The 26278-nt window shown below is 63.1% G+C and carries 23 protein-coding genes; 17 read left to right on the forward strand and 6 right to left on the reverse strand.

Annotation, left to right across the window (positions count from 1 at the left end):
• Nucleotides 1-233 precede the first annotated feature (233 nt).
• The 3 genes from BJN45_RS01340 to paaX all read left to right on the forward strand — a co-directional run bounded on the left by BJN45_RS01340 (nucleotide 234) and on the right by paaX (nucleotide 3438).
• The gene (locus BJN45_RS01340; protein ID WP_076091313.1) at nucleotides 234-1262 is read left to right on the forward strand and encodes a hypothetical protein; all 1029 of its coding nucleotides are present in this window, start codon (nucleotides 234-236) and stop codon (nucleotides 1260-1262) included.
• A 98-nt stretch (nucleotides 1263-1360) separates the two neighbouring features.
• Entirely contained in the window at nucleotides 1361-2413 is a 1053-nt protein-coding gene (locus tag BJN45_RS01345; protein WP_076091315.1) for a 2Fe-2S iron-sulfur cluster-binding protein, read from the forward strand.
• A 68-nt stretch (nucleotides 2414-2481) separates the two neighbouring features.
• A complete protein-coding gene (gene paaX / locus BJN45_RS01350) occupies nucleotides 2482-3438 on the forward strand; it encodes a phenylacetic acid degradation operon negative regulatory protein PaaX (protein ID WP_240494471.1) in 957 nt (318 codons plus the stop codon).
• 12 nt (nucleotides 3439-3450) lie between these two features.
• On the opposite strand, the gene BJN45_RS01355 is transcribed toward paaX, so the two are convergent.
• The 3 genes from BJN45_RS01355 to paaY all read right to left on the reverse strand — a co-directional run bounded on the left by BJN45_RS01355 (nucleotide 3451) and on the right by paaY (nucleotide 8392).
• Nucleotides 3451-5073 carry a methyl-accepting chemotaxis protein gene (locus tag BJN45_RS01355; RefSeq protein WP_076091317.1) on the reverse strand — a complete coding sequence of 541 codons (1623 nt, stop codon included), beginning with the start codon at nucleotides 5071-5073 and terminating at the stop codon, nucleotides 3451-3453.
• A 103-nt stretch (nucleotides 5074-5176) separates the two neighbouring features.
• Nucleotides 5177-7624, reverse strand: coding sequence for a c-type heme family protein (locus tag BJN45_RS01360; protein ID WP_170873002.1), 2448 nt, complete (start codon nucleotides 7622-7624; stop codon nucleotides 5177-5179).
• Between the two features lie 156 nt (nucleotides 7625-7780).
• The gene (gene paaY, locus BJN45_RS01365; RefSeq protein WP_076091321.1) at nucleotides 7781-8392 is read right to left on the reverse strand and encodes a phenylacetic acid degradation protein PaaY; all 612 of its coding nucleotides are present in this window, start codon (nucleotides 8390-8392) and stop codon (nucleotides 7781-7783) included.
• A gap of 77 nt (nucleotides 8393-8469) precedes the next feature.
• Between paaY and BJN45_RS01370 the strand changes: the two genes are divergently transcribed.
• The 6 genes from BJN45_RS01370 (at nucleotide 8470) to BJN45_RS18205 (ending at nucleotide 14526) form a co-directional block, all read left to right on the forward strand.
• The gene (locus BJN45_RS01370) at nucleotides 8470-9270 is read left to right on the forward strand and encodes an IclR family transcriptional regulator (protein WP_076091323.1); all 801 of its coding nucleotides are present in this window, start codon (nucleotides 8470-8472) and stop codon (nucleotides 9268-9270) included.
• A 112-nt stretch (nucleotides 9271-9382) separates the two neighbouring features.
• Nucleotides 9383-10336 carry a SphA family protein gene (locus BJN45_RS01375; protein ID WP_076091325.1) on the forward strand — a complete coding sequence of 318 codons (954 nt, stop codon included), beginning with the start codon at nucleotides 9383-9385 and terminating at the stop codon, nucleotides 10334-10336.
• Nucleotides 10337-10626: 290 nt separating this feature from the next.
• A complete protein-coding gene (locus BJN45_RS01380; protein ID WP_076091327.1) occupies nucleotides 10627-11502 on the forward strand; it encodes a branched-chain amino acid ABC transporter permease in 876 nt (291 codons plus the stop codon).
• Nucleotides 11503-11504: 2 nt separating this feature from the next.
• On the forward strand, nucleotides 11505-12437 hold the full coding sequence (locus BJN45_RS01385; protein WP_076091329.1) for a branched-chain amino acid ABC transporter permease: 933 nt from the start codon (nucleotides 11505-11507) through the stop codon (nucleotides 12435-12437).
• 1 nt (nucleotide 12438) lies between these two features.
• A complete protein-coding gene (locus BJN45_RS01390; RefSeq protein ID WP_076091331.1) occupies nucleotides 12439-13200 on the forward strand; it encodes an ABC transporter ATP-binding protein in 762 nt (253 codons plus the stop codon).
• Nucleotides 13201-13209: 9 nt separating this feature from the next.
• A complete protein-coding gene (locus BJN45_RS18205; RefSeq protein ID WP_076091333.1) occupies nucleotides 13210-14526 on the forward strand; it encodes an ATP-binding cassette domain-containing protein in 1317 nt (438 codons plus the stop codon).
• 7 nt (nucleotides 14527-14533) lie between these two features.
• Here BJN45_RS18205 and BJN45_RS01400 read toward each other — a convergent pair whose 3' ends face one another.
• Nucleotides 14534-15325, reverse strand: a complete 792-nt coding sequence (locus BJN45_RS01400) for an IclR family transcriptional regulator (protein ID WP_076091335.1) — start codon at nucleotides 15323-15325, stop codon at nucleotides 14534-14536.
• A 156-nt stretch (nucleotides 15326-15481) separates the two neighbouring features.
• On the opposite strand from BJN45_RS01400, the gene BJN45_RS01405 reads away from it, so the two are divergent.
• Genes BJN45_RS01405 through BJN45_RS01440 form a run of 8 tightly spaced genes read left to right on the forward strand, consistent with a single transcriptional unit; the run spans nucleotide 15482 to nucleotide 23816 of the window.
• On the forward strand, nucleotides 15482-16450 hold the full coding sequence (locus tag BJN45_RS01405) for an MBL fold metallo-hydrolase (RefSeq protein WP_076091336.1): 969 nt from the start codon (nucleotides 15482-15484) through the stop codon (nucleotides 16448-16450).
• Between the two features lie 50 nt (nucleotides 16451-16500).
• Nucleotides 16501-18165, forward strand: coding sequence for an FAD-dependent oxidoreductase (locus tag BJN45_RS01410; RefSeq protein WP_076091338.1), 1665 nt, complete (start codon nucleotides 16501-16503; stop codon nucleotides 18163-18165).
• A gap of 14 nt (nucleotides 18166-18179) precedes the next feature.
• Nucleotides 18180-18404 (forward strand): DUF2783 domain-containing protein, encoded by a 225-nt coding sequence (locus BJN45_RS01415; protein ID WP_076091340.1) that lies wholly within the window; start codon nucleotides 18180-18182, stop codon nucleotides 18402-18404.
• A gap of 10 nt (nucleotides 18405-18414) precedes the next feature.
• Entirely contained in the window at nucleotides 18415-18954 is a 540-nt protein-coding gene (locus BJN45_RS01420; RefSeq protein ID WP_076091342.1) for a VOC family protein, read from the forward strand.
• A 5-nt stretch (nucleotides 18955-18959) separates the two neighbouring features.
• Entirely contained in the window at nucleotides 18960-19976 is a 1017-nt protein-coding gene (locus tag BJN45_RS01425) for a fumarylacetoacetate hydrolase family protein (RefSeq protein WP_076091344.1), read from the forward strand.
• Nucleotides 19977-19995: 19 nt separating this feature from the next.
• Nucleotides 19996-21180 (forward strand): multidrug effflux MFS transporter, encoded by a 1185-nt coding sequence (locus BJN45_RS01430; RefSeq protein WP_076091346.1) that lies wholly within the window; start codon nucleotides 19996-19998, stop codon nucleotides 21178-21180.
• Nucleotides 21181-21195: 15 nt separating this feature from the next.
• Nucleotides 21196-21843, forward strand: coding sequence for a maleylacetoacetate isomerase (gene maiA / locus BJN45_RS01435; RefSeq protein WP_076091348.1), 648 nt, complete (start codon nucleotides 21196-21198; stop codon nucleotides 21841-21843).
• Between the two features lie 14 nt (nucleotides 21844-21857).
• Complete coding sequence (locus tag BJN45_RS01440) at nucleotides 21858-23816, forward strand: acetoacetate--CoA ligase (protein WP_076091350.1); 1959 nt, start codon at nucleotides 21858-21860, stop codon at nucleotides 23814-23816.
• Here the strand turns inward: BJN45_RS01440 and BJN45_RS01445 are convergent.
• Together BJN45_RS01445 and yegQ are read right to left on the reverse strand one after the other, a co-directional pair.
• On the reverse strand, nucleotides 23813-24907 hold the full coding sequence (locus BJN45_RS01445) for an acyltransferase family protein (protein ID WP_083650714.1): 1095 nt from the start codon (nucleotides 24905-24907) through the stop codon (nucleotides 23813-23815). The genes BJN45_RS01440 and BJN45_RS01445 overlap by 4 nt on opposite strands.
• Before the next feature lie 58 nt (nucleotides 24908-24965).
• Complete coding sequence (gene yegQ, locus BJN45_RS01450) at nucleotides 24966-26240, reverse strand: tRNA 5-hydroxyuridine modification protein YegQ (RefSeq protein ID WP_076091354.1); 1275 nt, start codon at nucleotides 26238-26240, stop codon at nucleotides 24966-24968.
• Nucleotides 26241-26278: the final 38 nt, after the last annotated feature.

The following is a 26278-nucleotide window of genomic DNA, read 5'->3' on the forward strand; positions in this document are numbered from 1 at the left end:
TAGCAGAATTTATTCTGCGTTGCACAAAAATACCAATTAAAAACAATAGATATGCACTGTGTTTGATGGATATTTTGCCTGTTTCGATACAGCTTGTCGGGGTGAATTTTCCATGGATTTTCCAAAAGCGATACAAAAACGTTGACACACATGTTTGTTGTGTAACATGATTCATCCATGGCAGCCCGAGCCGGGTTGTCCACCTGCCCGACAATTTGAATCAGGAGTGAGACATGGCAACCAATAAGGAACGATTTGCGGACAAGATGGAATTCCCGCCGGAAATCCAGCAACCGAACATCTACCCGCTGTCCTGGAACAGCAAGACCAAGAAGCTGCAGGAAGTCTGGGAAGCCGCCCGGCGCGAGGACTGGGATCCGGAAAAGCTGCCCTGGGATACGCTGGATGTAGACAGCTACACCTGGGAAGAGCGTGAATCCATCGCCTACTGGTGGAGCCTGCTGTCGGTGTTCGATGCCTCGGCACCGCCGGTCTTCGCCGAAGCGCTGATCAAGACCTATGAAGTGCACGAGGAAGATCCGGTGCGCAAATGCTTCTTCTCGGTGACCCGCGACGAGCAGAACCACGAAATCATGTGCGGCCTGGCCATCACCAAGCTGCTCGGTCATCCGGACCCGATTACCTACGTGCCGAAGACCGACCTTGGCAAGCGTCTGCAGAAGAACGTGCAGTGGCTGTACTTCAACGGTGCGCGTTACTGGAACGGTTACAAGCAGGCAGTGCCGAAGTACGACCTGGCGGTCTTGTTCAGCTCCTTCCTGATGGGCGAAATCGCTGCCGCCACCATCTTCAAGCAAATGTTCGACAACTCCCGCGAAGCCGTCTTCAAGGAAGGCTTCAAGAACATCGGCCGCGACGAAGGCCGCCACATGGCGATCTGCATGGCGGTGATGGAACGCGATTACCCGGGCCTCAAGGAAGAAACCAAGGCCGTCGTCACCAAGCAGATCCGCGCCGGTTACCTCTTCCTGTCGGCCGTGCTGTTCGAGCCGCCGATGGAATTCTGGGACCTGCCGGAAGACTTCATCGCCAACCAGCGTGAAGGCGAGGAAGTGGCGCGCGGTGCCGGTTTCGGCATCCCGAGCTACGAAGCCAAGAAGGAAAACTGGAAGAATGCGATGATCAACCTGAAGGGCGTGCTCGACCGCTACAACATCCCGTTCCCGGCCATTCCGGAAGTCGGCATCACCGGTCAGGAAGTCAGCGACGTCGACCTGGACGACATCATTCCGGTCTTCTGATTGCGGTCGACCGTGTAAATGAAGCAAAAACGGCCGGTGCCCCGCGAGGGGTTCCGGCCTTGCCGCAATAGAGATAGCAATAACAAGGAAGAGACAAAATGGCGAAGATCATCATGCAGCCGTCGGGGAAATCGGTCGAATGCGCCTATGGCGACACCGTATTGATGGCGCTGGAAAAGGCGGGCTACGCGCTGCCCAACAACTGTCGTGCCGGTGCTTGCGGCGAGTGCAAGGTCAAGGTCACGACCGGCCAGTTCGACCAGGGCATGGTGCTCGACATGGCGCTGTCGCAGGAAGAGCGCAAGCAGGGCTACGGCCTGATGTGCATGGCCAAGCCGATTTCCGAGGAAATCACCATCGAATGGGGCACCGAGGATGCCAAGCCGAAACTCTTCCCGCCGCGCGAGGATGCGCTGTTCGTGGTCATCGACAAGCGCCAGGTGGCGGCACGCGTGGTCGAGCTGCGCCTGCGCCCGGTTGGCCTGCCCATCCGCTACTGGCCCGGCCAGTATGTGACGCTCGGCAACGCCCGCGACAACATTCCGCCGCGCGCCTATTCAATCTCCAATGCGCCGCGGCCGGATGGCGAACTGGTGCTGCAGGTTGCCCGTCAGGATGGCGGTCTGACCAGCGCCTGGGTGCACGACAGCCTGCAGGTCGGCGACAACGTCAAGATTTCCGGCGCTTACGGCACCTTCATCGGCGATCCGTCGGTCGATACGCCGGTGCTTTGCCTGGCGGCCGGTACCGGCCTGGCGCCGATCCTGGCGCTGGCCGAAGCTGCCCTGCGGCGCGGCTACAAGCGACCGGTCGGCCTGGTTTTTTCGGCGCGCAGCAAGGAAGACGTCTACAGCCAGGGGATGATGGCCTGGTGGCGCACCAAGCATCGCAATTTTGACTACAAGATCACCTTGACCCGGGAAGAGGCCGAAGGCTTCCAGTCCGGCCGGATCGATGCGGTCTTGCCGAAGCTCTTTCCCGATCTGTCGAAACACAGCATTTTCGCTGCCGGCAGCCCGGAGTTTGTCGAAACCTGCGTGGCGACGGTGAAGAAACTCGGCGCCCGGCCGGAACTGATCCATACCGAGGGTTTCTTTTCGCAACAGGTGCAGCTGGCAGGCGAAGACGATCCCTTCAAACTGCCGTTTTGATCCCGGGATGCTGTTCAGTTCGAGGCGGAGTCGCTAACATGCGCAGGTTCCCCGCTTCGACTGACCCCGTGATAGCCCCCATCAAGCAACGCCTGGACAATTTTCGGCAACAGCGCCGCGTCCAGGCTGGATCGCTGATCATTTCCGCCTTCGGCGATGCCATCGTGCCGCGGGGCGGTCGCATCTGGCTGGGCAGCCTGATCCGCCTGCTCGAACCGCTGGCGCTCAGCGAACGTTTGATCCGCACGTCGGTTTTCCGGCTGGCCAGGGAAGAGTGGTTGCGTACCGAAACCGTCGGCCGCCGTGCCGACTATGTCCTGACCCAGTCCGGCCGGCGCCGCTTCGACGAAGCCTCACGCCACATCTATGCGTCGCATGCGCCGATCTGGGACCGCCGCTGGCGGCTGGTGCTGGTGGTCAATGACCTCGATGCAAAGGCTCGCGACCATCTTCGCCAGGCCTTGTTCTGGCAGGGTTTCGGGGCGTTGGGCAGCGATTGTTTCGTGCATCCGAGCGCCGACCTGACGGCGGCCTTCGACGCGCTGGTCGCCGAAGGCCTGGGCACCCATCTCGATTGCCTGATGCCGCTGCTCGCCGCCGATTCGCGTTCCGGCCTGTCGGCCAATGACGCCGATCTCGTCCGCCGGGCCTGGAACCTGCATGAACTGGCGGCTGCCTATGCGGCCTTTGTCGCCACCTATCTGCCGATCCTTGCGGAGTTGCGTCGCGATCGTCAGGCCGAGGTCGACGGCGAGGACGCCTTCCTGCTGCGCCTGCTGCTGATCCATGATTACCGCCGCCTGCTGCTGCGCGACCCGGAGTTGCCGGACGTCCTGCTGCCGCCGGACTGGCCGGGACAGAAAGCGCGTCTGCTATGCAAGGATCTCTACCGGCGGCTGTTGCCGGCGTCGGAAGCTCATCTGGCCAGCACGCTGGTGCTGGCCGATGGCAGCACGCCGCCGGTCGATCCCGCCTATGCCGATCGCTTCCCGCAGGATGATCCCTTGCTCGCGATCTCGCTTTGAGCTTGCCGGTGCTCAGCGCATGAAGCGGAAGTAGGCGATCAGCTCGCGCAGACGCCCGGCCGTCTGCTTCATGTCCTCACTGCGCGTCGTCACTTCCTGGATCGTTTTCGACGTCTGATTGACGCCGCTGACGATGTCTTCCATGCGAATGGCAATTTCGTTGCCGGCAGCCGACTGCTGGCGGGTGCCGTTGGCGATGTGACGGGCCAGTTCATCCACCTTCTCACCCTGATGAGCAACGGCATTCAGGCCTTCGCGGGCCGACTCGGCAGCCGCATTGGCCTGTTCGACATGACTGCCGGCTTCCTCCATCGTGCTGACGGCCGTCTGCGTGCTGCTCTGGATGCGCTGAATGCTGGCGGTAATCTCGCTGGTCTGCTTGCCCGAGTTTTCTGCCAGCTTGCGTACCTCGTCGGCGACCACGGCGAAGCCGCGGCCGGCTTCGCCGGCGCGGGCGGCCTCGATCGCCGCGTTGAGTGCGAGCAGGTTGGTCTGGTCGGCGATCTCGCGGATGACCTGGCTGACCCGGTCGATGGCAAAAATGGACTGGAACAGTTCGTCCATCGTCTTGCCGGCGTCATGGACGGTATGCACGACATTGCCGGAGGCCTGCTGGCTCTGCTGCATGCGCAACGAGGCATCGGTGAGCAGTGTATGTGAAGCCAGAACGGCCTGTGATGCCAGTTGGGCATCCTCGGCGATTTCGTTGACCGAGCTGACCAGTTGCTCGACTGCAGCGGCGATGCTGCTGGCTGCCGTTGATTGTGCTGCGGTCGACTTGCGGGTCTCGTGAATTTCCTGAGTCAGTGATTCGGCGTTGCTGCCCACGGTCTGGCTGGCTTCGGCGATCTCCGCCATCATCGCCTTGAGGTGGGTCTGCATGGTCACCAGTGCATCGTTCAGCTTGCCCAGTTCATCGACGCGATGCAGCGGGATTTCGTCGGTCAGGTCGCCCTGGGCGATATGTTCGAGCCGGCCGGTAATGCGCCGGATGATCGTCATCATGCCACCCTGGATCAGCAGCAGCGCGACGCCGGCCGAAATGCCGAGAATGCCGAACAGCGTCAGCAGCGTATTGACCGTGTCGTGTCCCAGACCAATATCGCTCCCGAACACGTGCAGGCCCTGGCCGCACAATTGCAGGACGATCATGGCGATGACCAGCGTGCTCAGCTTGGTCTGCAGCGAAATCCTGGCCCACGCCGATGCCTTGGGTGTCTTGGCGCGACCGTCCTTGAGCTGGCTGTACAGGGCTTCGGCTTCGCTGACCTGCTGTCGGCTTGGCTTGGTCCGTACCGACATGTAGCCGATTTTCCGGTTGTCCTTGAGCACCGGCACGATCAGCGCATCCACCCAGTAGTAATCGCCGTTCCTGCACCGGTTCTTGACCATGCCACGCCACGGCCGGTCGGCCTTGATGGTTTCCCAGGCCCAGGCGAACGCAGCCGGCGGCATGTCCGGATGGCGGACGATGTTGTGGTTGTTGCCAATCAGCTCTTCGCGCGAGAAGCCGCTGACTTCGACGAAGGTGTCGTCGGCGTAGGTGATGCTGCCCTTCAGGTCGGTTCGCGAAACGATGTACTTTCCTTCCGGAAAGGCACGTTCGACGTTCGTGACCGGCGAATTGATCTTCATTACCGACTCCCCTTTTATCGGTGTGATGATGACGTCAGTCAGTTTGGTAGTGCTGTCTTCCAGTCCGCATTCTAAATAAAAATGATTTCGGATAGATGATTTTCTATGACTTTTGGCTTAATTGAATCCATTTGAGTAGTGTTGTGTAGAAAACCTCGGGTTGCAGCGGTTTGGTGATGACGTCAACCATGCCCGCCTGCAGGCAGCCGGCCTTGTCTTCGACGAAGGCATTGGCCGTCGTGGCGATGATCGGGATGGTTGTGTAGCCCGGCAGTTGCAGGATTTCCCGGGTGGCCGTCAGGCCGTCCATGACCGGCATCTGCATGTCCATCAGGATCAGGTCGTAGTGCAGCCGGCGGGCGGCAGCCAGTGCCTGGCTGCCATCCTCGACGGCGTCGACCTGCAGGCCGGCATCTTCGAGCAGGATGCGGGTGATCTCGCGGTTGATCGGCTCGTCTTCCGCGAGCAGGACGCGCAGGCCGGGCGCAAGCGCGGTCAGTGCCTCTTCTGCCGGCAGGCGGACGGTACTGTCGGCGGGCTGGGCCTTTCCAGACCCGGCTTTTTCCAGCCAGGCGGTGAACCAGAAGGTGCTGCCCCGTGCCGGCTCGCTGTCGACGCCGGCTTCGCCGCCCATGGCGCGGGCGATGTTGCGGACGATGGCCAGTCCCAGTCCGGTGCCGCCGAATTTGCGTGTGGTCGAATTGTCGGCCTGCTCGAACGGGGCGAACAGGCGCTGGGCGACTTCGGCAGGAATGCCGATGCCGGTATCGCTGACGGCGAAATGCAGGCAGATACGTCGCGTTTCCTCGGCGGCGACCCCTATCGTCAAGCGAATGCTGCCGCTGGCGGTGAATTTGATGGCATTGCCCAGGTAGTTCAGCAGCGCCTGCTGCAGGCGGGTCGGATCACCGATCAGCGGCGGCAGGTCGGCGGGCAGGGACGAGGTGAAGCGCAACTGCTTGTCGGCGAGCTTGTCGTGCAGGATGGAGCCGAGATTTTCCAGGATTTCGTCGAGGCGAACCTCGATCTGTTCCAGCACGAACTTGCCGGATTCAATTTTTGACAGGTCGAGCACGCTGTTGATGGTCTGCAGCAGGTGCGTGCTGGCCCCTTCGAGCTTGCGCAGACGTTCGCTCTGGACGGGGTCGAGGCTGCCGCGGCGGATCAGGTGGGCCATTCCCATGATGGCGTTGAGCGGCGTCCGGATTTCATGGCTCATGTTGGCCAGGAAGCTGCTTTTGGTGCGGCTGGCCTGTTCCGCCTGCTCCTTGGCCAGATTCAGTTCCCGGGTCCGCTCCTCGACCAGTTCGGCGAGATGGTTGCGGTGGGCTGCAAGTTCGGCGGCCGCGCGTTTCTGCCCGGTGATGTCCTGTTTGACCGCCACGTAGTGGGTGATGCGTCCATCCGGTTGATGCAGCGGCGCGATGATCGCCGCTTCAATGTATTCGCTGCCATCCTTGCGCAGGTTGCTGAATTCGCCGTGCCAGACGGTGCCTTCGGCCAGTGCCCGCCACAGTGACTGGTAGGTTTCCGGGGCAGTCCGGCCAGACTGGAGGAGGCGCGGATTCCTGCCGATGACGTCCGCTGCCCGGTAGCCGGTAGTTTGTTCGAAGCAGGCATTGACGTATTCGATGTTGCCGTGAAGATCGGTGATGACGATGCTCTCCGGGCTTTGCTCGACGGCCAGCGACAGCTTGCGCAGATGTTCCTCGCGCTGGCTGATTTCTTCCGCCATGCTGCCGAAGGCGCCGGCCAGCCGGGAGATTTCATCGCTGCCGCGAATGGCTAGCGGGTGGGCGTAATCGCCTTCGGCAATCCGCCGGGTTCCCTTCTCCAGACGCGAAAGACGCTGGACCACCAGCTTTTCTAGCAGCAGGCCGATGCAGCCCAGGAGCAGCAGGTAGCTGGCCAGCTTGATCAGCAACTGGTCGCCCCAGACCTGCCAGAAGCGGGTGTCGAACTTGTCGGTCGGAATACGCACGCTGATCAGGCCGCGCAGATCACCGATCCGGTAGTCGAAGGCCGGGTCGTTGGCGGCGATCAGGCCGGCTGGCGCGGCTTCCGGTTTGCCGTGGCATTTCAGGCAATATTCCTCGATCCATACCGGCGAGGTGAAGAGCAGCGCCTGGCGGCCGTCGTCGTCGAGGATTTCATCGACGCGTTCGGTCGCTTGCGGATTCTGGCGATACCACGCCATCGCCGCCAGTTCGTGACGGTCGGCCCGGTTGTCCGGGTTGCGCGGGCGGTCGGAAACGTTGTTGAAGCTGATGCCGGTGTCGCTGTGCTCGGCGAATTGATCGCCGATGCGTGACAGCGCATGGGCCGGCAGAAAACCGATGGTTTTCCGGTTGATCGGCAGTTCGCTGTCGAGAAACTGCTCGTGATAGATGCGCCGCGTCGCCATCATGATGTCGTAGACGGTGCGGGCGTTGGCTTCGGCCTCGCTGCGCATTTCCTGCTTCAGGCGGCCGTGGCTGAGCCACAGGTCGCCAGCAAACAGCAGGGCGACGAGCGCGCCGAGAAACAGCCAGACCTGCTGCTTGAGTGTCATTTTCGCCATGCCGCGGTCAACAGGCGAAATTGCGGTATTTCCGGGAGAGGCAGGTAGGGCAATTGGCGGCGGCAGGGTTTCGGGATATGCCGGGATGCTATGCCGCACGCCTCGCCGTGGCTTTGAGATGCCTCAAAAGTCGGCTGCTGCTGCCCTTTATCTTTGCTTGAGTGCGACCAGTGGCACCACCTCCGGCATTTCGATGCGCGGACGGTCGGTTTCCACGGCGGCCAGCGGCTCACATTCGACCAGGCTGGCCAGGCAGCGCCGGGTCAGTTCCTGGTAGGTGCGGGTACCTTCGCCCTTCCAGGCGATCTCTTCGTCGGTCAGTTCGCGTACCACCCTGGCCGGCATGCCGGCCGCCAGGCTGCGCGACGGAATTTCGGCGCCGGCCTTGACGAAGGCGCTGGCGGCGACAATCGCTGATTCCCCGATGACGGCGTTGTCCATGATCACCGCATTCATGCCGATCAGCGCGTTGCGTCCGATGCGGCAGCCGTGCAGCACGGCGCCATGGCCGATGTGACCGTCTTCCTCGACGACCGTGTCGGTGCCGGGAAAACCGTGCATGACGCAGGTGTCCTGCAGGTTGGCGCCGCGCTCCAGGATCAGCCGGCCAAAATCGCCGCGCAGGCTGGCGCAGGGACCGACATAGCAATCGGGGCCGACGATGACATCGCCGATGAGCACGGCACTGGGGTGAACGAAAGCGGTGGGATCGACCACCGGCACGATGCCGTCGATGGCATAGACGCGGAGTTGGGACATGCTGGCCTCAATGACAAAACATCGGAAGATTCTATAGAATAAAACAAGTTTCTCATTCGGGAATTTTTGGAGCACTCATGAGCGAAGAGATGGACGGCAAACACGGCGTGCAATCGCTGGAGATCGGTATGGGCATCCTGCGCGCCATGGTCAATGGCCAGCGCTCGATGATGCTCAAGGACATCGCGGTGGCGGCCGAGATGCCGCCATCGAAGGCGCACCGTTACCTGGTGAGCCTGATTCGTGCCGGCTTCGTCGAGCAGGATCCGATCACCTCGCGCTACGACCTCGGGCCGTTTGCGCTGAATATCGGGCTCGTCGCCATCGATCGCCTCGACCGGGTGCGACTCGGCCTGACGGCGATTGCCCAGTTGCGCGACCAGATCAACGAGACCACGGCGCTGGCGGTATGGAGCGAAACCGGCCCGGTCATCGTGCGTTGGGAGCGGCCGCGGCGACCGATTACCGTCAACGTCGTTACCGGGACCGCGCTGGAATTGCTGACTTCGGCCAGCGGCCGGGTTTTTGCGGCCTGGCTGGCGAATGATGCGGTCGACCGCCAGATTGCCCGCGAATTGAAAAAGCCCGGCCTGCCGCCGCATCTGAAGACGCGTGCCGATGTCGACCGGATGCTGGCCCAGGTCAGGGCCGATGGCTACGCGGCGATTTCCGACTACTACCTGGTGACCGGCGTCGAGGCCGTAGCCGCACCGGTTTTCAATTTCCGCAACGAAATTACCATGGCCATGCTGGCGGTCGGGGTCAAGGGCATGTTCGACATGAGTCCGGGTAGCGCTGTGGTGACCGGGGTGACGCGGGCGGCGGCCGAGTTGTCGGTGCGCCTTGGCTATACCGGTGAGGAAAAGAAGACCGGTTGATCGCCGCGCCGGAAAAGGTTTTTTGCGCCAGGTCAAGGTGAGCCCAGGGGCTGGCGGCAAACAATGCAGCGTCGGACGCAACATGGCGTCCACCTGATCCGGGGATGTTCCGATGCAGCAAGCACGTGAATGCAGCAACTACCGCCGTCCGGCGGCGTGGTTCGCCCTTGGCCTGGCACTGGCCTGCTGCCAGGCCAGTGCCACCGAAGGCGGCGGCAGCGCCTATCCGGTCGGTGTCGAGACCAACTACACCGGCCTGATGCTGCCCGAAGGCAGCCATCTGCTGGTCTATTACCAGCACTATCAGGCGAACGAAGCCCGCGACAATCACGGCCGGGACAATCCGCGCTTCGCCTATTTCCGCAGCCGTGCCGATGTCGTGGCGCTGCGTCTTTCCCACGTCTGGCGCACGGTACGGATTGCCGGCGCGACGCTGGAAAGCCGTGTGGTCCTGCCGCTGCCACAGGTCGATCTGCGGCTCGGCATTGCCCGCCCGGCCCCGCTGGGGGCACTCGATCGCAGCGGCTCGAGCAAAGGTGCCGGTGACCTCACGGTCGCCCCGCTGCTCCTTGGCTGGCATGGCCCCAGCCTGCACCAGATGGCGGGTTTCGAGATGATTCTGCCGACCGGCGAATACGACCGCGACCGGCCGGTCAACGCCGGGCGCAATGCTTGGCAGGCGGCGGCGCTGTATGGTCTGACCTGGCTGCCGGGCCGCTGGGAAGCCTCGGCGCGTGTGCGCTACGCGATCAACGGCCGCAACGATGCAACCGACTATCGATCCGGGAACGAACTGAGCCTGGAGTTCAGCGGCGGCTACAAGTTCATGCCCGGCTGGTCGGCCGGGCTGAATGGCTACGCCTATCGCCAGACCAGCGACGACCGGCAGTCCGGTGCGGCGGTCAATGGCGACGGCAACCGGGCGGCGGTCAACGCCATCGGCCCGTACCTGGCCTGGTCACCATCGCGCGGCTTCGGTCTGGTCGCCAAGTTCCAGGTCGAGTCCGGGGCACGGAACCGGGCGGAGGGGAACCGTTTCTGGCTGCAGGGGCGTTACGCGTTCTGAGGGGCTGAGCGGCGGCCTGCCGGGAAATTGGCTGCTTTTTGCGGTCGACCGCAAGATTTCGAGAAATCCCTGAAGGCAGCGGTACTCAGGCTATTGATACAAATAATCGGCGCGAGTCGATTTTTTTGTCTCAATTAACATTGACAGAATGAGTTTCCTATTTCAGAATTTCCCTCATCGATCCGCGGAAAGCGGACGCAACGAACAAGACAACAGGAGGAGACAAAGATGACCTTGCCCAAGCGGAGTGCTGCGCCGGGCGCGCAGCCTGCACGGAAGGGAGGCCGCTGATGCTGGCCGAGTTCCTGCAATTCCTGTTTTCCGGGCTGACCGTCGGCGCCACCTACGCGCTGGCAGCGCTCGGTTTCACGCTGATCTACAATGCCAGCAACGTCATCAACTTCGCTCAGGGCGAGTTCATCATGCTCGGCGGCATGCTTTCGGTGTTCTTCACCATGGCCGGGTTGCCCATGCCGGTGGCGCTGGCGCTAGCCATCCTGGTGCCGGCCATCGTTGGCGTCATCGTCGAGAAACTGGCGATCGAACCGGTCAAGGGCGCCGAGACGGTGACGCTGATCATCATCACCATCGGCGCCTCGCTGGTCATCCGCGGCCTGATCCAGGTCTGGCTAGGCAAGGGCACCTTCGCGCTGCCGGCGTTCTCCGGCGAGGAACCGATCCAGATCCTCGGCGCCACGCTGATGCCGCAGAGCCTGTGGGTGTTCGGGGTGACCGCCGTCGTCGTCGCCGTGCTCTGGTATTTCTTCAACCGCACGCTTTCCGGCAAGGCCATGCTGGCAACGTCGTTCAACCGCCTGGCGGCGGAACTGGTCGGCATCAACACCAGCTGGGTGCTGTTCATGAGCTTTGCCATGTCGGCGGCGCTGGGGGCGCTCGGCGGCATCCTGATCGCGCCGATCACGATGACTTCCTACGATGTTGGCATCATGCTCGGCCTCAAGGGTTTCGTCGCGGCGGTGGTCGGTGGGCTCGGCAACGGGCTCGGCGCGGTGATCGGCGGTCTGCTGGTCGGCATCCTCGAAGCCATGGGCGCCGGCTACATCTCGTCGGCCTACAAGGATGCGATTCCCTTCGTGCTCATCCTCTTCATCCTGTTCTTCATGCCGCGCGGCCTGTTTGGCGGCAAATCGACCGATCGGGTGTAAGCATGCAAAAGAAACTCAACATCGGTCTGCTGATCGTCATCTTCATCCTGCTGGCCGTGCCTTTCGTGGTGCCCAACAGCTTCTACCTCGACCTGGCCATCCGCATGGCGATCAACGCCATGATCGTGCTCGGCCTCAACCTGCTGATCGGTTTTGCCGGCCAGATCAGTCTGGGACATGCCGGCTTCCTCGGCATCGGCGCCTATGCGTCGGCCGTGCTGCCGACGCATTTCGGCTGGCATCCGCTGCTGGCGATGCTTGGCGGTTGCGTCATCACCGGCATCCTGGCGGCGCTGGTCGCTCGCCCGATCTTCAAGCTGAAAGGGCACTACCTGGCGATGGCGACGCTCGGTCTGGGCATCATCATCAACATCACGCTGCGCAACGAAGCGCAGTGGACCGGCGGGCCGGACGGCATGCCGGTGCCGCCGATGAGCCTGTTCGGTACCGAAATCTACAGCGACAAGACCTGGTACTGGATTGTCGCGGCGCTGCTGGTGATCGCCGTCTGGGCTTCGCAGAACCTGATCGATTCGCCGTTCGGCCGGGCACTGCGCGCGCTGCACGGTTCCGAAGTGGCCTCACAGGTGGTCGGCGTCAATGTCGTCCGCTACAAGGTGTCGATCTTCGTGCTGTCGGCGGTGTTCGCCAGCCTGATGGGCAGCATCACGGCGCATTACATCGGTTTTGTCAGCCCGAATTTTGCCGATTTCTTCCATTCCATCGAACTCGTCACCATGGTTGTCGTCGGCGGCATGGCCTCGGTGTTCGGCTCGCTCGTCGGGGCCGTGCTACTGACTGCGCTGCCGCAGGCCCTGACCAGTTTCGAAGGCTGGGAGACGGTGGTTTTCGGTGCCATCCTGATGGGCTTCATGATCTTCCTGCCCAAGGGCATCGTGCCGACGCTGGCCGCCAAGTTCGGCAAGGGAGAGTGACATGGCACTGCTTGAAGTCAAGGACCTGTCCATCCATTTCGGCGGCGTCAAGGCCGTCCAGAACGTCAGCTTCAGTATCGACCAAGGCATCGTTTATTCGGTGATCGGCCCCAACGGCGCCGGCAAGACGACGTTGTTCAACCTGATCACCGGGGTCTACAAGCCGACCACGGGCGAAATCCGCCTCGATGGCGAAGCGATCCACGGCAAGTCGCCGGATCAGCTGGCCGAGCGCGGCATGGCGCGGACCTTCCAGAACCTGCAGATCTGCATGAACATGAGTGCCGTCGAGAATGTCATGGTCGGCGCCCACCTGCGTCTCGACCGCAATCTCTTCAAGGCGGCGCTGCGTCTGCCGGGACTGCGCCGGCGCGATGCCGAACTGCGCGCCGAAGCGACGCAACTGATGCACTTCGTCGGTCTCGACGCCTACGTCAATGAACGTGCCGACGCGATGCCCTACGGCGCGCTGAAGCGCCTGGAAATCGCCCGGGCGCTGGCGATGAAACCGCGCATTATCTTTCTCGACGAGCCGGCGGCCGGCCTGAATCCGCGGGAAACCATCGAGGTCGATCATCTGGTGCGCAAGGTGGCCGATTCCGGCATCACCGTCGTCCTCGTCGAACACGACATGAAGATGGTGATGAACCTGTCGGACCGCATCCTCGTGCTCGATTACGGCAAGAAGCTGGCCGAGGGCAGCGGCGCCGAAGTTCGCAACAATCCGGACGTGATCGCCGCCTATCTCGGCGCGCACGCTTAAGGGGGCAGCATGGAAGCATTGCGCATCATTACCGAAGAACACCAGAACCTCTGGCGCATCGCCGTGACCATGGAACAGGTGGCGGACGAGATTGAGGCCGGTGGCCATATCGAACGCGAGTTCTTCAACTCGCTATTCGACTACATCGAGCAGTTCGTCGATCGTGCCCACCATCCCAAGGAAGACGACTACCTGTTCCGTCTGCTCCGCCTGCGCTCGGATGACGCCGTGGCCATTCTCGACCGCCTGCAGGCCGAGCACCGCAACGGTCCGGAAAACCTCAAGGCCCTGCGCACCAAGCTGGCCGATGCCGCCGCCGGCAAACTTGGCGGTGCTGATTTCGCCTACGCCCTGCGCGTCTATACCGAGGGGCTGAAGAGTCACATCCACAGCGAGGAAAAGGACGCGATTCCTCTCGCCCGCGAGGTGTTGACCGCAGAAGACTGGGCGGAAATCGACCGTGCCTTCCTCGACAACGAAGATCCGATCTTCGGCGAGAAGGCCAAAGCCGAGTTTCGCGAACTGTTCCATCGCATCGTCAGCCTGGCGCCGGAATCGATCGGCCTCGGCGCCCACAGCGGCGGCACCTTGCAGGCCGGCGCCGTGCCCGGTCAGCGCGAGGTGCTGTTGTCGGTGTCGGGGCTGGAAAGCTGTTATGGCCGGATCACGGCACTCAAGGGCATCGACCTGGAAGTGCGCAAGGGCGAACTGGTGGCGCTGGTCGGTGCCAACGGCGCCGGCAAGACCACCTTCCTGCGTACGCTCTCCGGCGTACAGCCGATGAGCGGCGGCAAGATCCTGTTCGAGGGCGACGACATCTCCCGTCTGCGTTCCGATCTGCGCATGCGTCGCGGTATCTGCCAGAGCCCGGAAGGTCGCCAGGTCTTCGGGCCGCTGTCGATCGAGGACAACCTGCGCCTTGGCGCCTACACCCAGCCGAAGCAGCAGGTGCCGGAAGACATGGAGAAGGTCTTTTCCATGTTCCCTATCCTCAAGGAAAAGCGCCACTTGCCGGCCGGCACGCTGTCCGGCGGCCAGCAGCAGATGCTGGCCATCGGCCGGGCACTGATGGGCCGGCCGAAGATGCTGCTGCTCGATGAGCCGTCAATGGGCCTGGCACCGCTGCTGGTCGAGGAAGTGTTCAACGTCATCAAGACCTTGAAGGCACAGGGCATGACCATCCTGCTGGTCGAGCAGAATGCCTTTGCCGCACTGGCGATCGCCGACCGCGGCTATGTACTGGAAACCGGCAACGTCACCCTGACCGGCACCGGCCAGGAACTGATCAGCAATGAACAGGTCCGTGCCGCCTATCTCGGCATGTAGGAAGTCCTCAGGGCGCGCTGCAGCCGAGTTGCCGGGAGATCGCCTGGGCGCTCTCCCGCAGCGCCTGGGCGTTGGCGCAGTGCCAGTCGGGATCGAAGCCGCCGGTCGGGCCGACCAGCGTGATCACCAGTGCGACATGACCGTTGTGGTCGAAGACCGGCGCGGCAAAGGCGCTGACGCCGGGTATCGGCTGGCCGATTGCACGGGCGATGCCGTGTTCGCGCACTTCCTGCAGCGCCGCCTGCATGCTTTTCCAGTCGCTGCGGCCGCCGATGATGTGCGGGAAGGCATGCGGGTGCATCGATTCCTCGACAAAGCGCTCGATCGTCTTGGCCGGCATGTAGGCCGCGAACACCATGCCGGTGGCGGTCATCAGCGACATTACCGTGCCGGCACGCAGGTTCATGTGGATCGGATGGCTCGATTCTTCAAGATGGATCACCGTCGGTCCGGCGTTGCCCCAGACGGAAAGAGCCACCGTATGCCGGACCCGTTGTTCGAGCTCGAGTGCCGCCGCCATCCCCAGACGCACCGGATTGAGCTGGCGCAGGCTGGACAAGCCCATGCGCAAGGCCAGCGGTCCCAGCCCGTAGCGGCCGGATACCGGGTCCTGGGCAACCAGACCGAGCTTGCTGTAGCTGACCAGGTACGGATGTGCCTTGGCCGGCGTCATTTGCGCAGCTTCCGCCAGTTGTTTCAGCGACATCGGCGCGCTGTGGTCGGCCAGCGCCACCAGTATCTGGCCGCCGACCTCGATCGACTGAATGCCGCGCCTTTCCTTCTCGTCTTCGTGCTCCATCCGTCTCTCCCGTGTGCAGGCGCCACCATAGCGGCGATCAAACACTCGGTCAATCACGAACCTGTTTTCCAAAACACAATAATTTGTAATTAACAAACGTATTGCACAATAACGAAATTCAAATTAAGCTCCATTCATCCCAGAAAGGAATTCCCCATGAGCACCAAAAAATTCGCTTCCGTTGCCGATCTCGAGGTCAAGAAGACCACCTTCGCGCAGCTTTCCGCCCACTGCTGGGCCTATACCGCCGAAGGCGACCCGAATACCGGCGTGATCATCGGTGACGACGCCGTGCTGATCTGCGACACGCTGGCCACGCCGGTGATGGCGCAGAACCTGATCGCCGAGATCCGCAAGGTCACCGACAAACCGATCAAGTACGTCGTTCTCTCGCATTACCACGCGGTGCGTGTGCTGGGTGCCTCGGGTTACAAGGGCGAAGGCATGCAGGAAATCATTGCCAGCCAGGGCACCTACGAAATGATCGTCGAGCGCGGTCAGCAGGACTGGATGTCGGAATACGAGCGCTTCCCGCGGCTGTTTCAGAATTTCGAGTCGATCCCCGGGCTGACCTGGCCGACCCTGGTGTTCAAGGACGAAATGACGCTGTGGATGGGTGAGGGGCTGGAAGTGAAGATCATGCATGTCGGTCCCGGTCACACCAAGGGCGACACCATAGTCTGGGTGCCATCCGAGAAGGTGCTGTTCTCCGGTGACCTGGTCGAGGCCGATGCCGCCTGTTACACCGGTGACGCCCAGCTCGAGGAATGGCCGGCAACGCTCGACGCGCTGGCGGCACTCGGTGCCGAAAAGGTCGTGCCCGGCCGCGGCCCGGCGCTGGATAGCCCGGAAAAGGTCGCTGCCGGTCTGGCTTATACCCGCGATTTCGTCACCACGCTGCTGGCCTCGGCGAAAGAGGCGGTGGCCCTGGGCATGAACCTGAAGCAGGCGATGGCACACACGCGCAAGGCGATGGACCCGAAATTCGCCCAGGTCTTCATCTACGAACACTGCCTGCCCTTCGACGTTACCCGTGCCGTCGACGAGGCGAGCGGCATCAAGCATCCGCGCATCTGGACGGCAGAGCGCGACAAGGAAATGTGGCACGGCCTGCAAGAGGGATGAGCGGCGCCTGAGGCGCCGGTCAAAAAAAACAAAAACGGAGGAGACAAACGATGTTGAGTACCTATCAGTACCCGAAATACGAGTACGTGGCGCCGCCGGAGCAGACCGGCGGCCCGGTGAAACGCTATCCGGTGGTGGTGGTCGGTGCCGGGCCGGTTGGCCTGGCGGCGGCGATCGAACTGGCGCAATCCGGCGTGCCGGTGGTCGTGCTCGATGACGACGATACCGTATCGGTCGGATCGCGCGGCGTCTGCTATGCCAAGCGCGCGCTGGAGGTGCTCGACCGCATCGGTGTCGGCGATGACTGCGTGGCCAAGGGGGTCAGCTGGAACGTCGGCCGCACCTTCTTTCGCGAGGAGGAGGTGTACAACTTCAACCTGCTGCCGCAACCGGACCACAAGCGCCCCGGCATGATCAACCTGCAGCAGTACTATCTCGAAGAGTACGAGATTCGTCGGGCCCGCGAATTGCCCAATGTCGACCTGCGCTTTCGCAGCAAGGTCGTTTCGGTGCAGCCGGAAGGCCGGGGTGCCGCCTTGCAGGTCGAGACGCCCGACGGCATCTACCAGATCGAAACCGACTGGCTGATCGTTGCCGACGGTGCGCGCTCGTCGGTCCGCCACATGCTGGGGCTGGAAATCGACGGCAAGATCTTCATGGATCGCTTCCTCATCGCCGACGTGGTGATGAAGGCGGATTTCCCGGCCGAGCGCTGGTTCTGGTTCGACCCGCCCTTCCACCCGGGGCAGTCGGTGCTGCTGCACCGACAGGCCGACAATGTCTTCCGCATCGATTTCCAGCTCGGCTGGCAGGCCGATCCGGAAGAAGAAAAGAAGCCGGAGAAGGTGATCCCGCGGATCAAGGCAATGCTGGGCGACGACCGGGAATTCGAACTTGAGTGGGTCAGCGTCTATACCTTCCAGTGCCGCCGCATGCAGCAGTTCCGTCACGGCCGGGTGCTGTTCGTCGGCGACGCTGCACACCAGGTCTCGCCGTTCGGTGCGCGCGGCGCCAATTCGGGCATTCAGGATACCGACAACCTTTGCTGGAAGCTCAAACTGGTGATCGACGGCAAGGCGCCGGAAAGCCTGCTCGATACCTACTCCGACGAGCGTGTCTTCGCCGCCGACGAGAACATCCTCAATTCCACGCGGTCGACCGACTTCATCACGCCGAAATCGAAGACCTCGCTGACCTTCCGCAATGCCGTGCTGGCGCTCGCCAGTGAACACGCCTTCGCCCGTGCCCTGGTCAATTCCGGGCGCCTGTCGGTGCCGGCCTACCTGACTGAATCGACGCTGAACACGCCGGACAGCACGGCCTTTGCCGGCGACATGGTGCCGGGCGCACCGATGGACGATGCGCCGATCCGGGTCGATGGCGTCAACGACTGGTTGCTCGATCATGTCGGCCAGCGTTTCATGGCGCTGGCCTACGTTGCCGATCCTGCTGCGGTCGACCCGGCCCGGATGGCAATTTTCAAAAGCCTGGCCAATGCCCCGGTGCCGGTCGAGGTCGTTCTTGTCTCGCCGCGCGGCGGCAGCGCCGAGCTGCCGGTATTCGAAGATTACGCCGGCCGTTTCGCCGAACGTTTCGATGCCCGCCCGGGAACGCTCTACCTGATCCGTCCGGACCAGCATGTTGCCGCCCGCTGGCGGGAGTTCGATGCCGACCGCCTGCGCGCCGCCGTCGCCCGTGCCACCTGCAACGCCTGATCGAGGAGAATGCCATGCCGCTGAACCTGAAACCGAACCTGTCCGAACCGGGCAAGCGCTATTTCCGTGCCTTCACGCCGGGCGACGATTTCTATGAAGCCCTGATCGACACCCACCGCGATCTGAGCGATGAGCAGAGCGCAATGGTCAATGCCAAGCTGATCCTGCTGCTGTCCAACCACATCGGCGACATCGCCGTGCTCCGTGAGGCGATGCAGATCGCCCGCGAAGGCGTCTGAGGAGAAACCCATGGAAATCCGCAAGATCCACCACGTCGCCTACCGCTGCAAGGACGCCAAGGAAACCGTCGAGTGGTACGGCAAGTACCTGAACATGCGCTTCATCCTGGCGATTGCCGAGAACGAAGTGCCGTCGACGAAAGAGCCGGACCCGTACATGCACATCTTCCTCGACGCCGGCCAGGGCAACATCCTCGCTTTCTTCGAGCTGCCGACCCGGCCGCCGATGGGCCGCGACCCGAATACGCCGGCCTGGACCCAGCACTTGGCGCTCGAAGTCGATTCGGTCGACGACCTGCTGGCGACCAAGGCCAGGCTGGAAGCTGACGGCATCGAAGTGGTCGGGCCGACCGATCACACCATCTTCAAGTCCATCTATTTCTTCGATCCCTCCGGCCATCGCCTGGAACTGGCGGCCAACACCGGCACCGCGAAAATGGCGAAAATGCTCGACGAGGTGAAATGGGACATGCTCGACGAATGGGCGCGGACCCGCAAGGCACCCCAGCACGCCCGCTGGATGCATGACGGCAGCTACGCAGGAGAATAGGACCGATGAAACTCGCCAGCCTGAAAAAGGGCGGTCGTGACGGCACGCTGGTCGTCGTCAACCGCGCCATGACCCATTGTCGCGCCGTGCCGGCGATCGCCCGCACGCTGCAGGCGGCGCTCGACGACTGGGACGTCGTCGAGCCGCAATTGCGCCAGGTCTACGAGGCGCTGAACAGCGGGGCCTTCGACATGCCCGATCCCTTCGATCCGGCGGTCTGCCATTCACCGCTGCCGCGCGCCTACCAGTGGGCTGACGGCTCGGCCTACGTCAATCACGTCGAGCTGGTGCGCCGCGCTCGCGGCGTCGAGTTGCCGGCGGAGTTCTGGAGCGATCCGCTGATCTATCAGGGCGGTTCCGATTCCTTCGTCGGCCCGCGCGACCCGATTCACGCACTGTCCGAGGACTGGGGCATCGATCTCGAAGCCGAGGTCGCGGTGATCAGCGGCGACGTGACGATGGGGGAGACGCCGGCCGAAGCCGCCAGGGCCATTCGCCTGCTGATGCTGGTCAACGATGTCTCTCTGCGCAACCTGATTCCCGGCGAACTGGCCAAGGGTTTCGGTTTCTTCCAGTCGAAACCGGCTTCGGCCTTCTCGCCGGTGGCGATCACGCCGGACGAGCTTGGTGAGGACTGGCGCGATGGTCGCGTGCACCGGCCGCTGACCGTGCATCTCAACGGCGCCCTGTTCGGCCAGCCCGATGCCGGTACCGACATGGTCTTCAACTTTCCGCAATTGCTCGCCCATGTGACGAAGACCCGGGAAATGGAAGCCGGCTCGATCATCGGCTCGGGCACCGTGTCGAACAAGCAGGGCGGGCTGTTCGGCTCGTCGATTGCCAATGGCGGCGTCGGCTACTGCTGCCTGGCTGAAGTCCGGATGTACGAGACGATAGAAGGCGGCAAGCCGCAGACGCCTTTCCTGAAGTTTGGCGACACGGTGAAGATCGAGATGTTCGGGCGCGACGGCAGCAGCCTGTTCGGCAGCATCGAGCAGCGCGTCGAAAAGTATCCGGGCTGAGCCAGTGAACGGGCGGCGGATGGCCGGCCCCAGCCTCGGGCTGGGCGCCTTGCTGACCACGCTGGTAGCGCTCGGGCCGCTGTCGACCGACCTCTACCTGCCGTCGCTGCCGACGCTGGCGGTGGTTTTTTCCACCGATGCGGCGCGTGTGCAACTGACGCTGTCGGTGTTCCTCGCCGGTTTTGCGGTGGCCCAGCTGGCCTACGGCGCGCTGTCCGACCGCTTCGGTCGGCGGCCGTTAATGCTGGGCGGCCTGCTGCTGTATTTCCTCGCTTCGCTCGGCTGCCTGTTCGCCACCAGCATCGAACAACTGATCCTTGCCCGTTTCATCCAGGCGGTCGGCGCCTGTGCCGGCCCGGTCCTCGGCCGGGCCATCGTCCGCGATGCTTGGGGGCCGGTCGATGCAGCACGTACGCTGGCCTATGTTTCCGGCGCCATGGCACTGGCCCCGCTGGTCGGCCCGGCGCTTGGCGGGATGCTTACGGTCAACTTCGGCTGGCAGGCAAATTTCGTCCTGCTCGCCTTCTTTTCTGCGCTGCAGATCGGTGCTGTCTGGCTCTGGCTGGGTGAAACCAATGCCCATCCGGACCCCGAAGCAACCCGCGTCGGCCGCATGCTGGAAAATTTCCGTACTTTCCTGGTCGACCGCAATTATCTCGGCTATCTGCTGGCGCTCGGCCTGTCGTACAGCATGCTGTTTGCCTTCATCTCCGGTTCGTCGTTCATCCTGATCGGCCGCTTCGGGTTGTCGCCGGCCGTCTTTGGTCTGTGTTTCGGTGTTGTCGTCGTCGGTTACATCAGCGGTACCCAGATTGCCGGCCGGCTGGTCCGCCGCCTCGGTGCCGACCGTCTGATCGCGGCCGGTGCCTGGCTCGGTGCGTTCGCCGGCCTGGTCATGCTGGCCGTGGACCGCTGGGCGCCGGCACATCTTGCCGGGGTGCTGGCGCCGATGTTCTTCGTCACCCTGTCGGTCGGTCTGGTGATGCCCAATGCCTCGGCCCGGGCGCTGGCGCCCTACGCGAAAATGGCCGGCGCTGCCTCGGCGCTGATGGGTTTCCTGCAGATGGGCATGGCCGCGCTGGTCGGCATCGTTGTCGGCCATGGCGTCGAGCAGGATGCAAGTGTCCTGCCGATGACAGTTGCCCTGTGCGGGGTGCTGGTACCCTGCTGCTACCTGACGCTGGTCAGGCGTCCGCGTTCCTGAAATTCCGGATTTTCCATGCTCAAGCTCTACACCTATTTCCGCAGTTCCGCCGCCTATCGCGTGCGCATCGCCCTCAACCTGAAAGGCCTGCACTACGAGGCCGTTCCCGTGCATCTGCTGAAGGAGGGTGGTCAGCAGAACCAGCCGGCCTACCGGGCGAAAAGCCCGCTCGGCACCGTGCCGACGCTGGAAGATGGGGCCGGTGCCCACACCCAGTCGCTGGCGATCATCGAATACCTGGAAGAACTGCATCCCCTGCCGCCCTTGCTGCCGGTGTCCGCCGAAGCACGGGCGCGCGTGCGCGCCATCGCCCAGACCATCGCCTGCGACATCCACCCGGTCAACAACCTGCGCGTGCTGCAGTATCTTGGTCGCGAATTCGGTGCGACGCAGGCGCAGAAGGATGCCTGGTACCGGCACTGGGTAATGGCCGGGCTGCAGGCGGTCGAGCAGATGCTGGCGGACGACCCGGCGACCGGCCGCTATTGCCATGGCGAACGCCCGGGACTGGCCGATTGCTCTCTGGTGCCGCAGGTCTTCAATGCCCGCCGTTTCGACTGCCCGCTTGACGACATGCCGACCATCCGGCGTATCGTCGACGCCTGCGAGGCCTTGCCCGCTTTTGCCAATGCCGCACCGGCGCAACAGCCGGATGCCGAATAAGAACAGGAGACAACATGACCTACGCCATCGACAACACCCCATTGTGGAAACCTGATCCAGCCACCGTCGGCGACACGCGCATGGCGCAGTTCATGCAGGCGATGGGCCATGGCCGCTACGCCGATCTCTGGCAATGGTCGGTCGACCGGCCGGAGGAGTTCTGGACCCAGATCTGGCGCTTTTGCGGGGCGGTCGGGGAGCGCGGTGAGGTAGTGCTCGAAGCGGGCGAGAGAATGCCTGGCGCCCGCTGGTTTCCCGAAGCCCGGCTGAACTACGCGGAAAACCTGCTGCAGCGCCGTGACGCGGGCGAAGCGCTGGTGTTCTGGGGCGAGGACAAGGTCAAGCGGCGCATGAGCCGGGCCGAACTGCATGCCGAAGTCGCCCGTTTCCAGCAGTTCCTGATCGCTGCCGGCGTCGGCGCGGGCGATCGCGTTGCCGGTTTCCTGCCCAATCTGCCGGAAACCCTGGTTGCCATGCTGGCGACGACGGCGCTCGGCGCCATCTGGTCGTCGGCCTCGCCGGATTTCGGCGTGCAGGGCGTGCTAGACCGTTTCGGCCAGATCGAACCGAAGGTGCTGATCTGCGTCGATGGCTACTGGTACAACGGCAAGCCGGTCGATTGTCTGGCCAAGAATGCCGAAGTCGTGGCGAAAATGCCGTCGCTAGTGAAAACCGTGGTCGTGCCTTACCTCGCCGAACTGCCGGCGATCGGCGCCATCGCCAATGCCGTGAACTGGGCGCAGATTCCTGTGGTCGACGGCGAAAAATCAGTGTTTTTCACCCGCGTCGCTTTTGACCATCCGCTGTTCATCATGTTCTCCAGCGGCACCACCGGCGTGCCCAAGTGCATTGTCCATTGCCACGGCGGCGTGCTGCTTCAGCATCTCAAGGAACACGTGCTGCACAGCGACGTGCGCCCCGGCGACCGCCTGTTCTACTTCACCACCTGTGGCTGGATGATGTGGAACTGGCTGGTCTCCGGCCTCGCCGCCGGTGCCACGCTGCTGCTCTACGACGGCTCGCCGTTTGCCGGCAAGGGCAAGGTGCTGTTCGACCTGGCCGAAGCGGAGAAGATGACCCACTTCGGCACCTCGGCCAAGTTCATCGACGCGGCGGCAAAGCTGGGACTCACGCCCGGCAAGACGCACGACCTGTCGGCGCTGCGCGCGATGTTCTCGACCGGCAGCCCGCTCAGCCCGGAAGGCTTCGACTGGGTCTATCGCGAGATCAAGCAGGACATCCTGCTGGCGTCGATTTCCGGTGGCACCGACATCGTCTCCTGCTTCGTCCTCGGCAACCCGGTGCTGCCGGTGTATCGCGGCGAAATCCAGTGTCGCGGGCTGGGCATGGCAGTCGATGTGTTCGACGAGAACGGCCAGCCGATACGCTCGGAAAAGGGCGAACTGGTCTGTACCAAACCCTTTCCGGTGATGCCGGTCGGTTTCTGGAACGACGCCGATGGTGCCAAGTACCGCGCCGCCTACTTCGAGCGTTTCGCCAACATCTGGTGCCATGGCGATTTTTCGGAACTGACGGCGCACGACGGCGTGATCATCTATGGCCGTTCGGATGCGACACTCAACCCCGGCGGCGTGCGCATCGGCACCGCCGAAATCTATCGCCAGGTGGAGCAGTTGCCGGAAGTGGCCGAATCACTGGTGATCGGTCAGGACTGGCCGCCGGGCAAGAACGACGACGTGCGTGTGGTGCTTTTCGTCAAACTGGCCGACGGGCAAAATCTCGATGCCGGGCTGGTCGACCGCATCAAGCAGCAGATCCGTGCCAACACGACGCCGCGCCACGTGCCGGCGAAGGTCGTTCAGGTGCAGGACATCCCGCGTACCAAGTCGGGCAAGATCGTCGAACTGGCGGTGCGCAACGTCGTCCATGGCCAGCCGGTGAAGAACGTCGAAGCGCTGGCCAATCCCGAGGCGCTGGAGTGTTTCCGCGGGCGGGTCGAACTGGACGACTAGGCGCGACGGGTCAATGCCGACAGTTTGCTGGTCCGTATCTGTGCCTGTTCCACCAGCCAGCCCAGCATCAGGACGATGCGCTGGCTGGCGGCCGGGCTTTCGACCCAGCGGTAGAAGGCGGTGGCGGCCAGCAAACTTGCGGTCAACGCCGCAAATAAGCCAAAAACGGCGGATTCCGGCGACGACAGGCCAAGTCGCGTATGGACGGCATTGGCCAGCAGCAGTACCGGGAAATGCACGAGAAACAGTGAATAGGAAATCCGGCCGATGAAGGACAGCGGACGGATCTCCGGCCAGTGTTCGAGCAGGCCGCTGCGCCGGCTGCAGGCGAGAGTGATGGCGACCACCAGCGCGAGCGCGATGCGCAGGCGGAAATCAATGACCAGCGCGGCAATCGCCACGCCGGCGATGATCCCCAGCCAGAGTGGCAGACGTCGTTCGGACGCCCACCAGGCGGCGGCACCGAGGCCGTAGGAGCCGAAGAAATAGATGGCCCAGTTGTCGAGTTCGGGATCGCGGTTGAACCAGAACAGCGACGTGGTGGCGACAAGCAGCACCAGCGCCGGGGCGACGATGCGAACGCGACCGGCCCACAGCAGCAGCGCCATCAGCGCGAACAGCTGGAAATCGATGGCGATGTACCAGACCCCGGCGGACAGCGCATCAACACCGAGAATGCCCTGCAGCAGCAGGGCGTGCGCTAGCCATTGCCGCAGCGTGACCGGCGCCGGGATGGCGTCGTCGTTCATCCACTGGTCGGCCAGCGCCGCGGCGACGATCGCCAGCCCGATCGCGGCCAGGTAGGGAATGCTCAGGCGCAGGTAGCGTTTCCAGATCAGCGGCAGCGGCGATCCGGCCAGGGCGCCGCCGCTATGCGACAAGCCGCGCGCGGCCAGGAAGCCGGCGATGACGAGGAAGACCTGGACCGCCATCCGGCCGTATTCGAACAGCCAGTCCATCAGTTCCGGGTAAGCCTCGCGGGCGATTGCGGCCAGCGGGCCGTAGGAGGCGAAATGATTGGCCAGGACAAGGAGCGCCGCGATCGCCTTGAAGGCGTCGATCAGCGGCATCCGGCTGATGGGGTGGGGCATGGAGGATGAACGCGGGCTGCGGGAAAGGATCGGATTCCCGCAGTTTTTTTATGGAGATTCAGAAATAACGCGCGATGAACGAATTGGTGTACAAGGCCGGCAAATCAATCCACACCCGGTGGCCGCTGCCCGGTGCTACGGTCAACGGCTCGCCGGCGGCATTTTCCATGCGCTCGATGCTGACGATCAGGTTGCCTTGCGGGTGCACGCATTCGATGCGGTCGCCGACGCTGAACCTGTTCTTGACTTCGATTTCCATCAAGCCGCGGTCGGCGTCGAAGCGTACGGCGTCGCCGGCGTACTGGCTCTTGTCCGATTCGGAATGGCCGCGCAGGTAGTTCTGGTGCTCGGCGTCGTGGTGGCGCTGGTAGAAACCGTCGGTGTAGCCGCGGTTGGCCAGGTTTTCCAGGTCGGACAGCAGTTCGGGGTTGAACGGCCGGCCGGCGACGGCGTCGTCGATCGCCTGGCGATAGGCCTGGCAAGTGCGGGCGACGTAGTAGGGGCTCTTGGTCCGGCCCTCGATCTTCAGCGAATCGACGCCGATCTCGGTCAGCCGGTGCACATGCTCGATGGCGCGCAGGTCCTTTGAGTTCATGATGTAGGTGCCGTGCTCGTCTTCCTCGATCGGCATCAGTTCGCCGGGGCGCTGTTTCTCTTCGAGCAGGATTTCCTGGTCGCGGTCCTGGTAGAAATTGACCGGCTGACCATCCGACGTCGATACCTTGTAGTCCCAGCGGCAGGAGTTGGTGCAGGTGCCCTGGTTCGGGTCGCGATGGTTGAAGTAGCCGGACAGCAGGCAGCGGCCGGAATAGGCGATGCACAGCGCGCCGTGGACGAAGACTTCGAGTTCGATGTCCGGGCATTGCTGGCGGATTTCGGCGACTTCGTCGAGCGACAGTTCGCGCGACAGAATGATGCGGTCGACGCCCATTTTCTGCCAAAAACGCACCGCCGCCCAATTGACGGTATTGGCCTGCACCGACAGGTGGATGACCTGCTCCGGCCATTGCGTGCGCACCATGTCGATCAGGCCGGGGTCGGACATGATCAGCGCATCCGGCTTCAGCGCCACGACCGGCGCCATGTCGGCGAGGTAGGTGGTGAGCTTGGCGTTGTGCGGGATGATGTTGCTGACGACGAAAAACTGCTTGCCGCGGGCGTGGGCGTCGGCGATGCCTTCGCCCAGTTTTTCCAGCGAACCGAACTCGTTGTTGCGCACGCGCAGGCTGTAGCGCGGCTGGCCGGCGTAGATCGCATCGGCGCCAAAATCGAAGGCGGTACGCATCATGTCGAGCGAACCGGCAGGGGCGAGGAGTTCAGGGGCCTTGCGCATAGTAGAATCCAGACTTGTACGGCAAAAAAACCGTGGAA

Source organism: Azonexus hydrophilus (assembly GCF_001956855.1).
Classification (GTDB): Bacteria; Pseudomonadota; Gammaproteobacteria; order Burkholderiales; family Rhodocyclaceae; genus Azonexus; species Azonexus hydrophilus_A.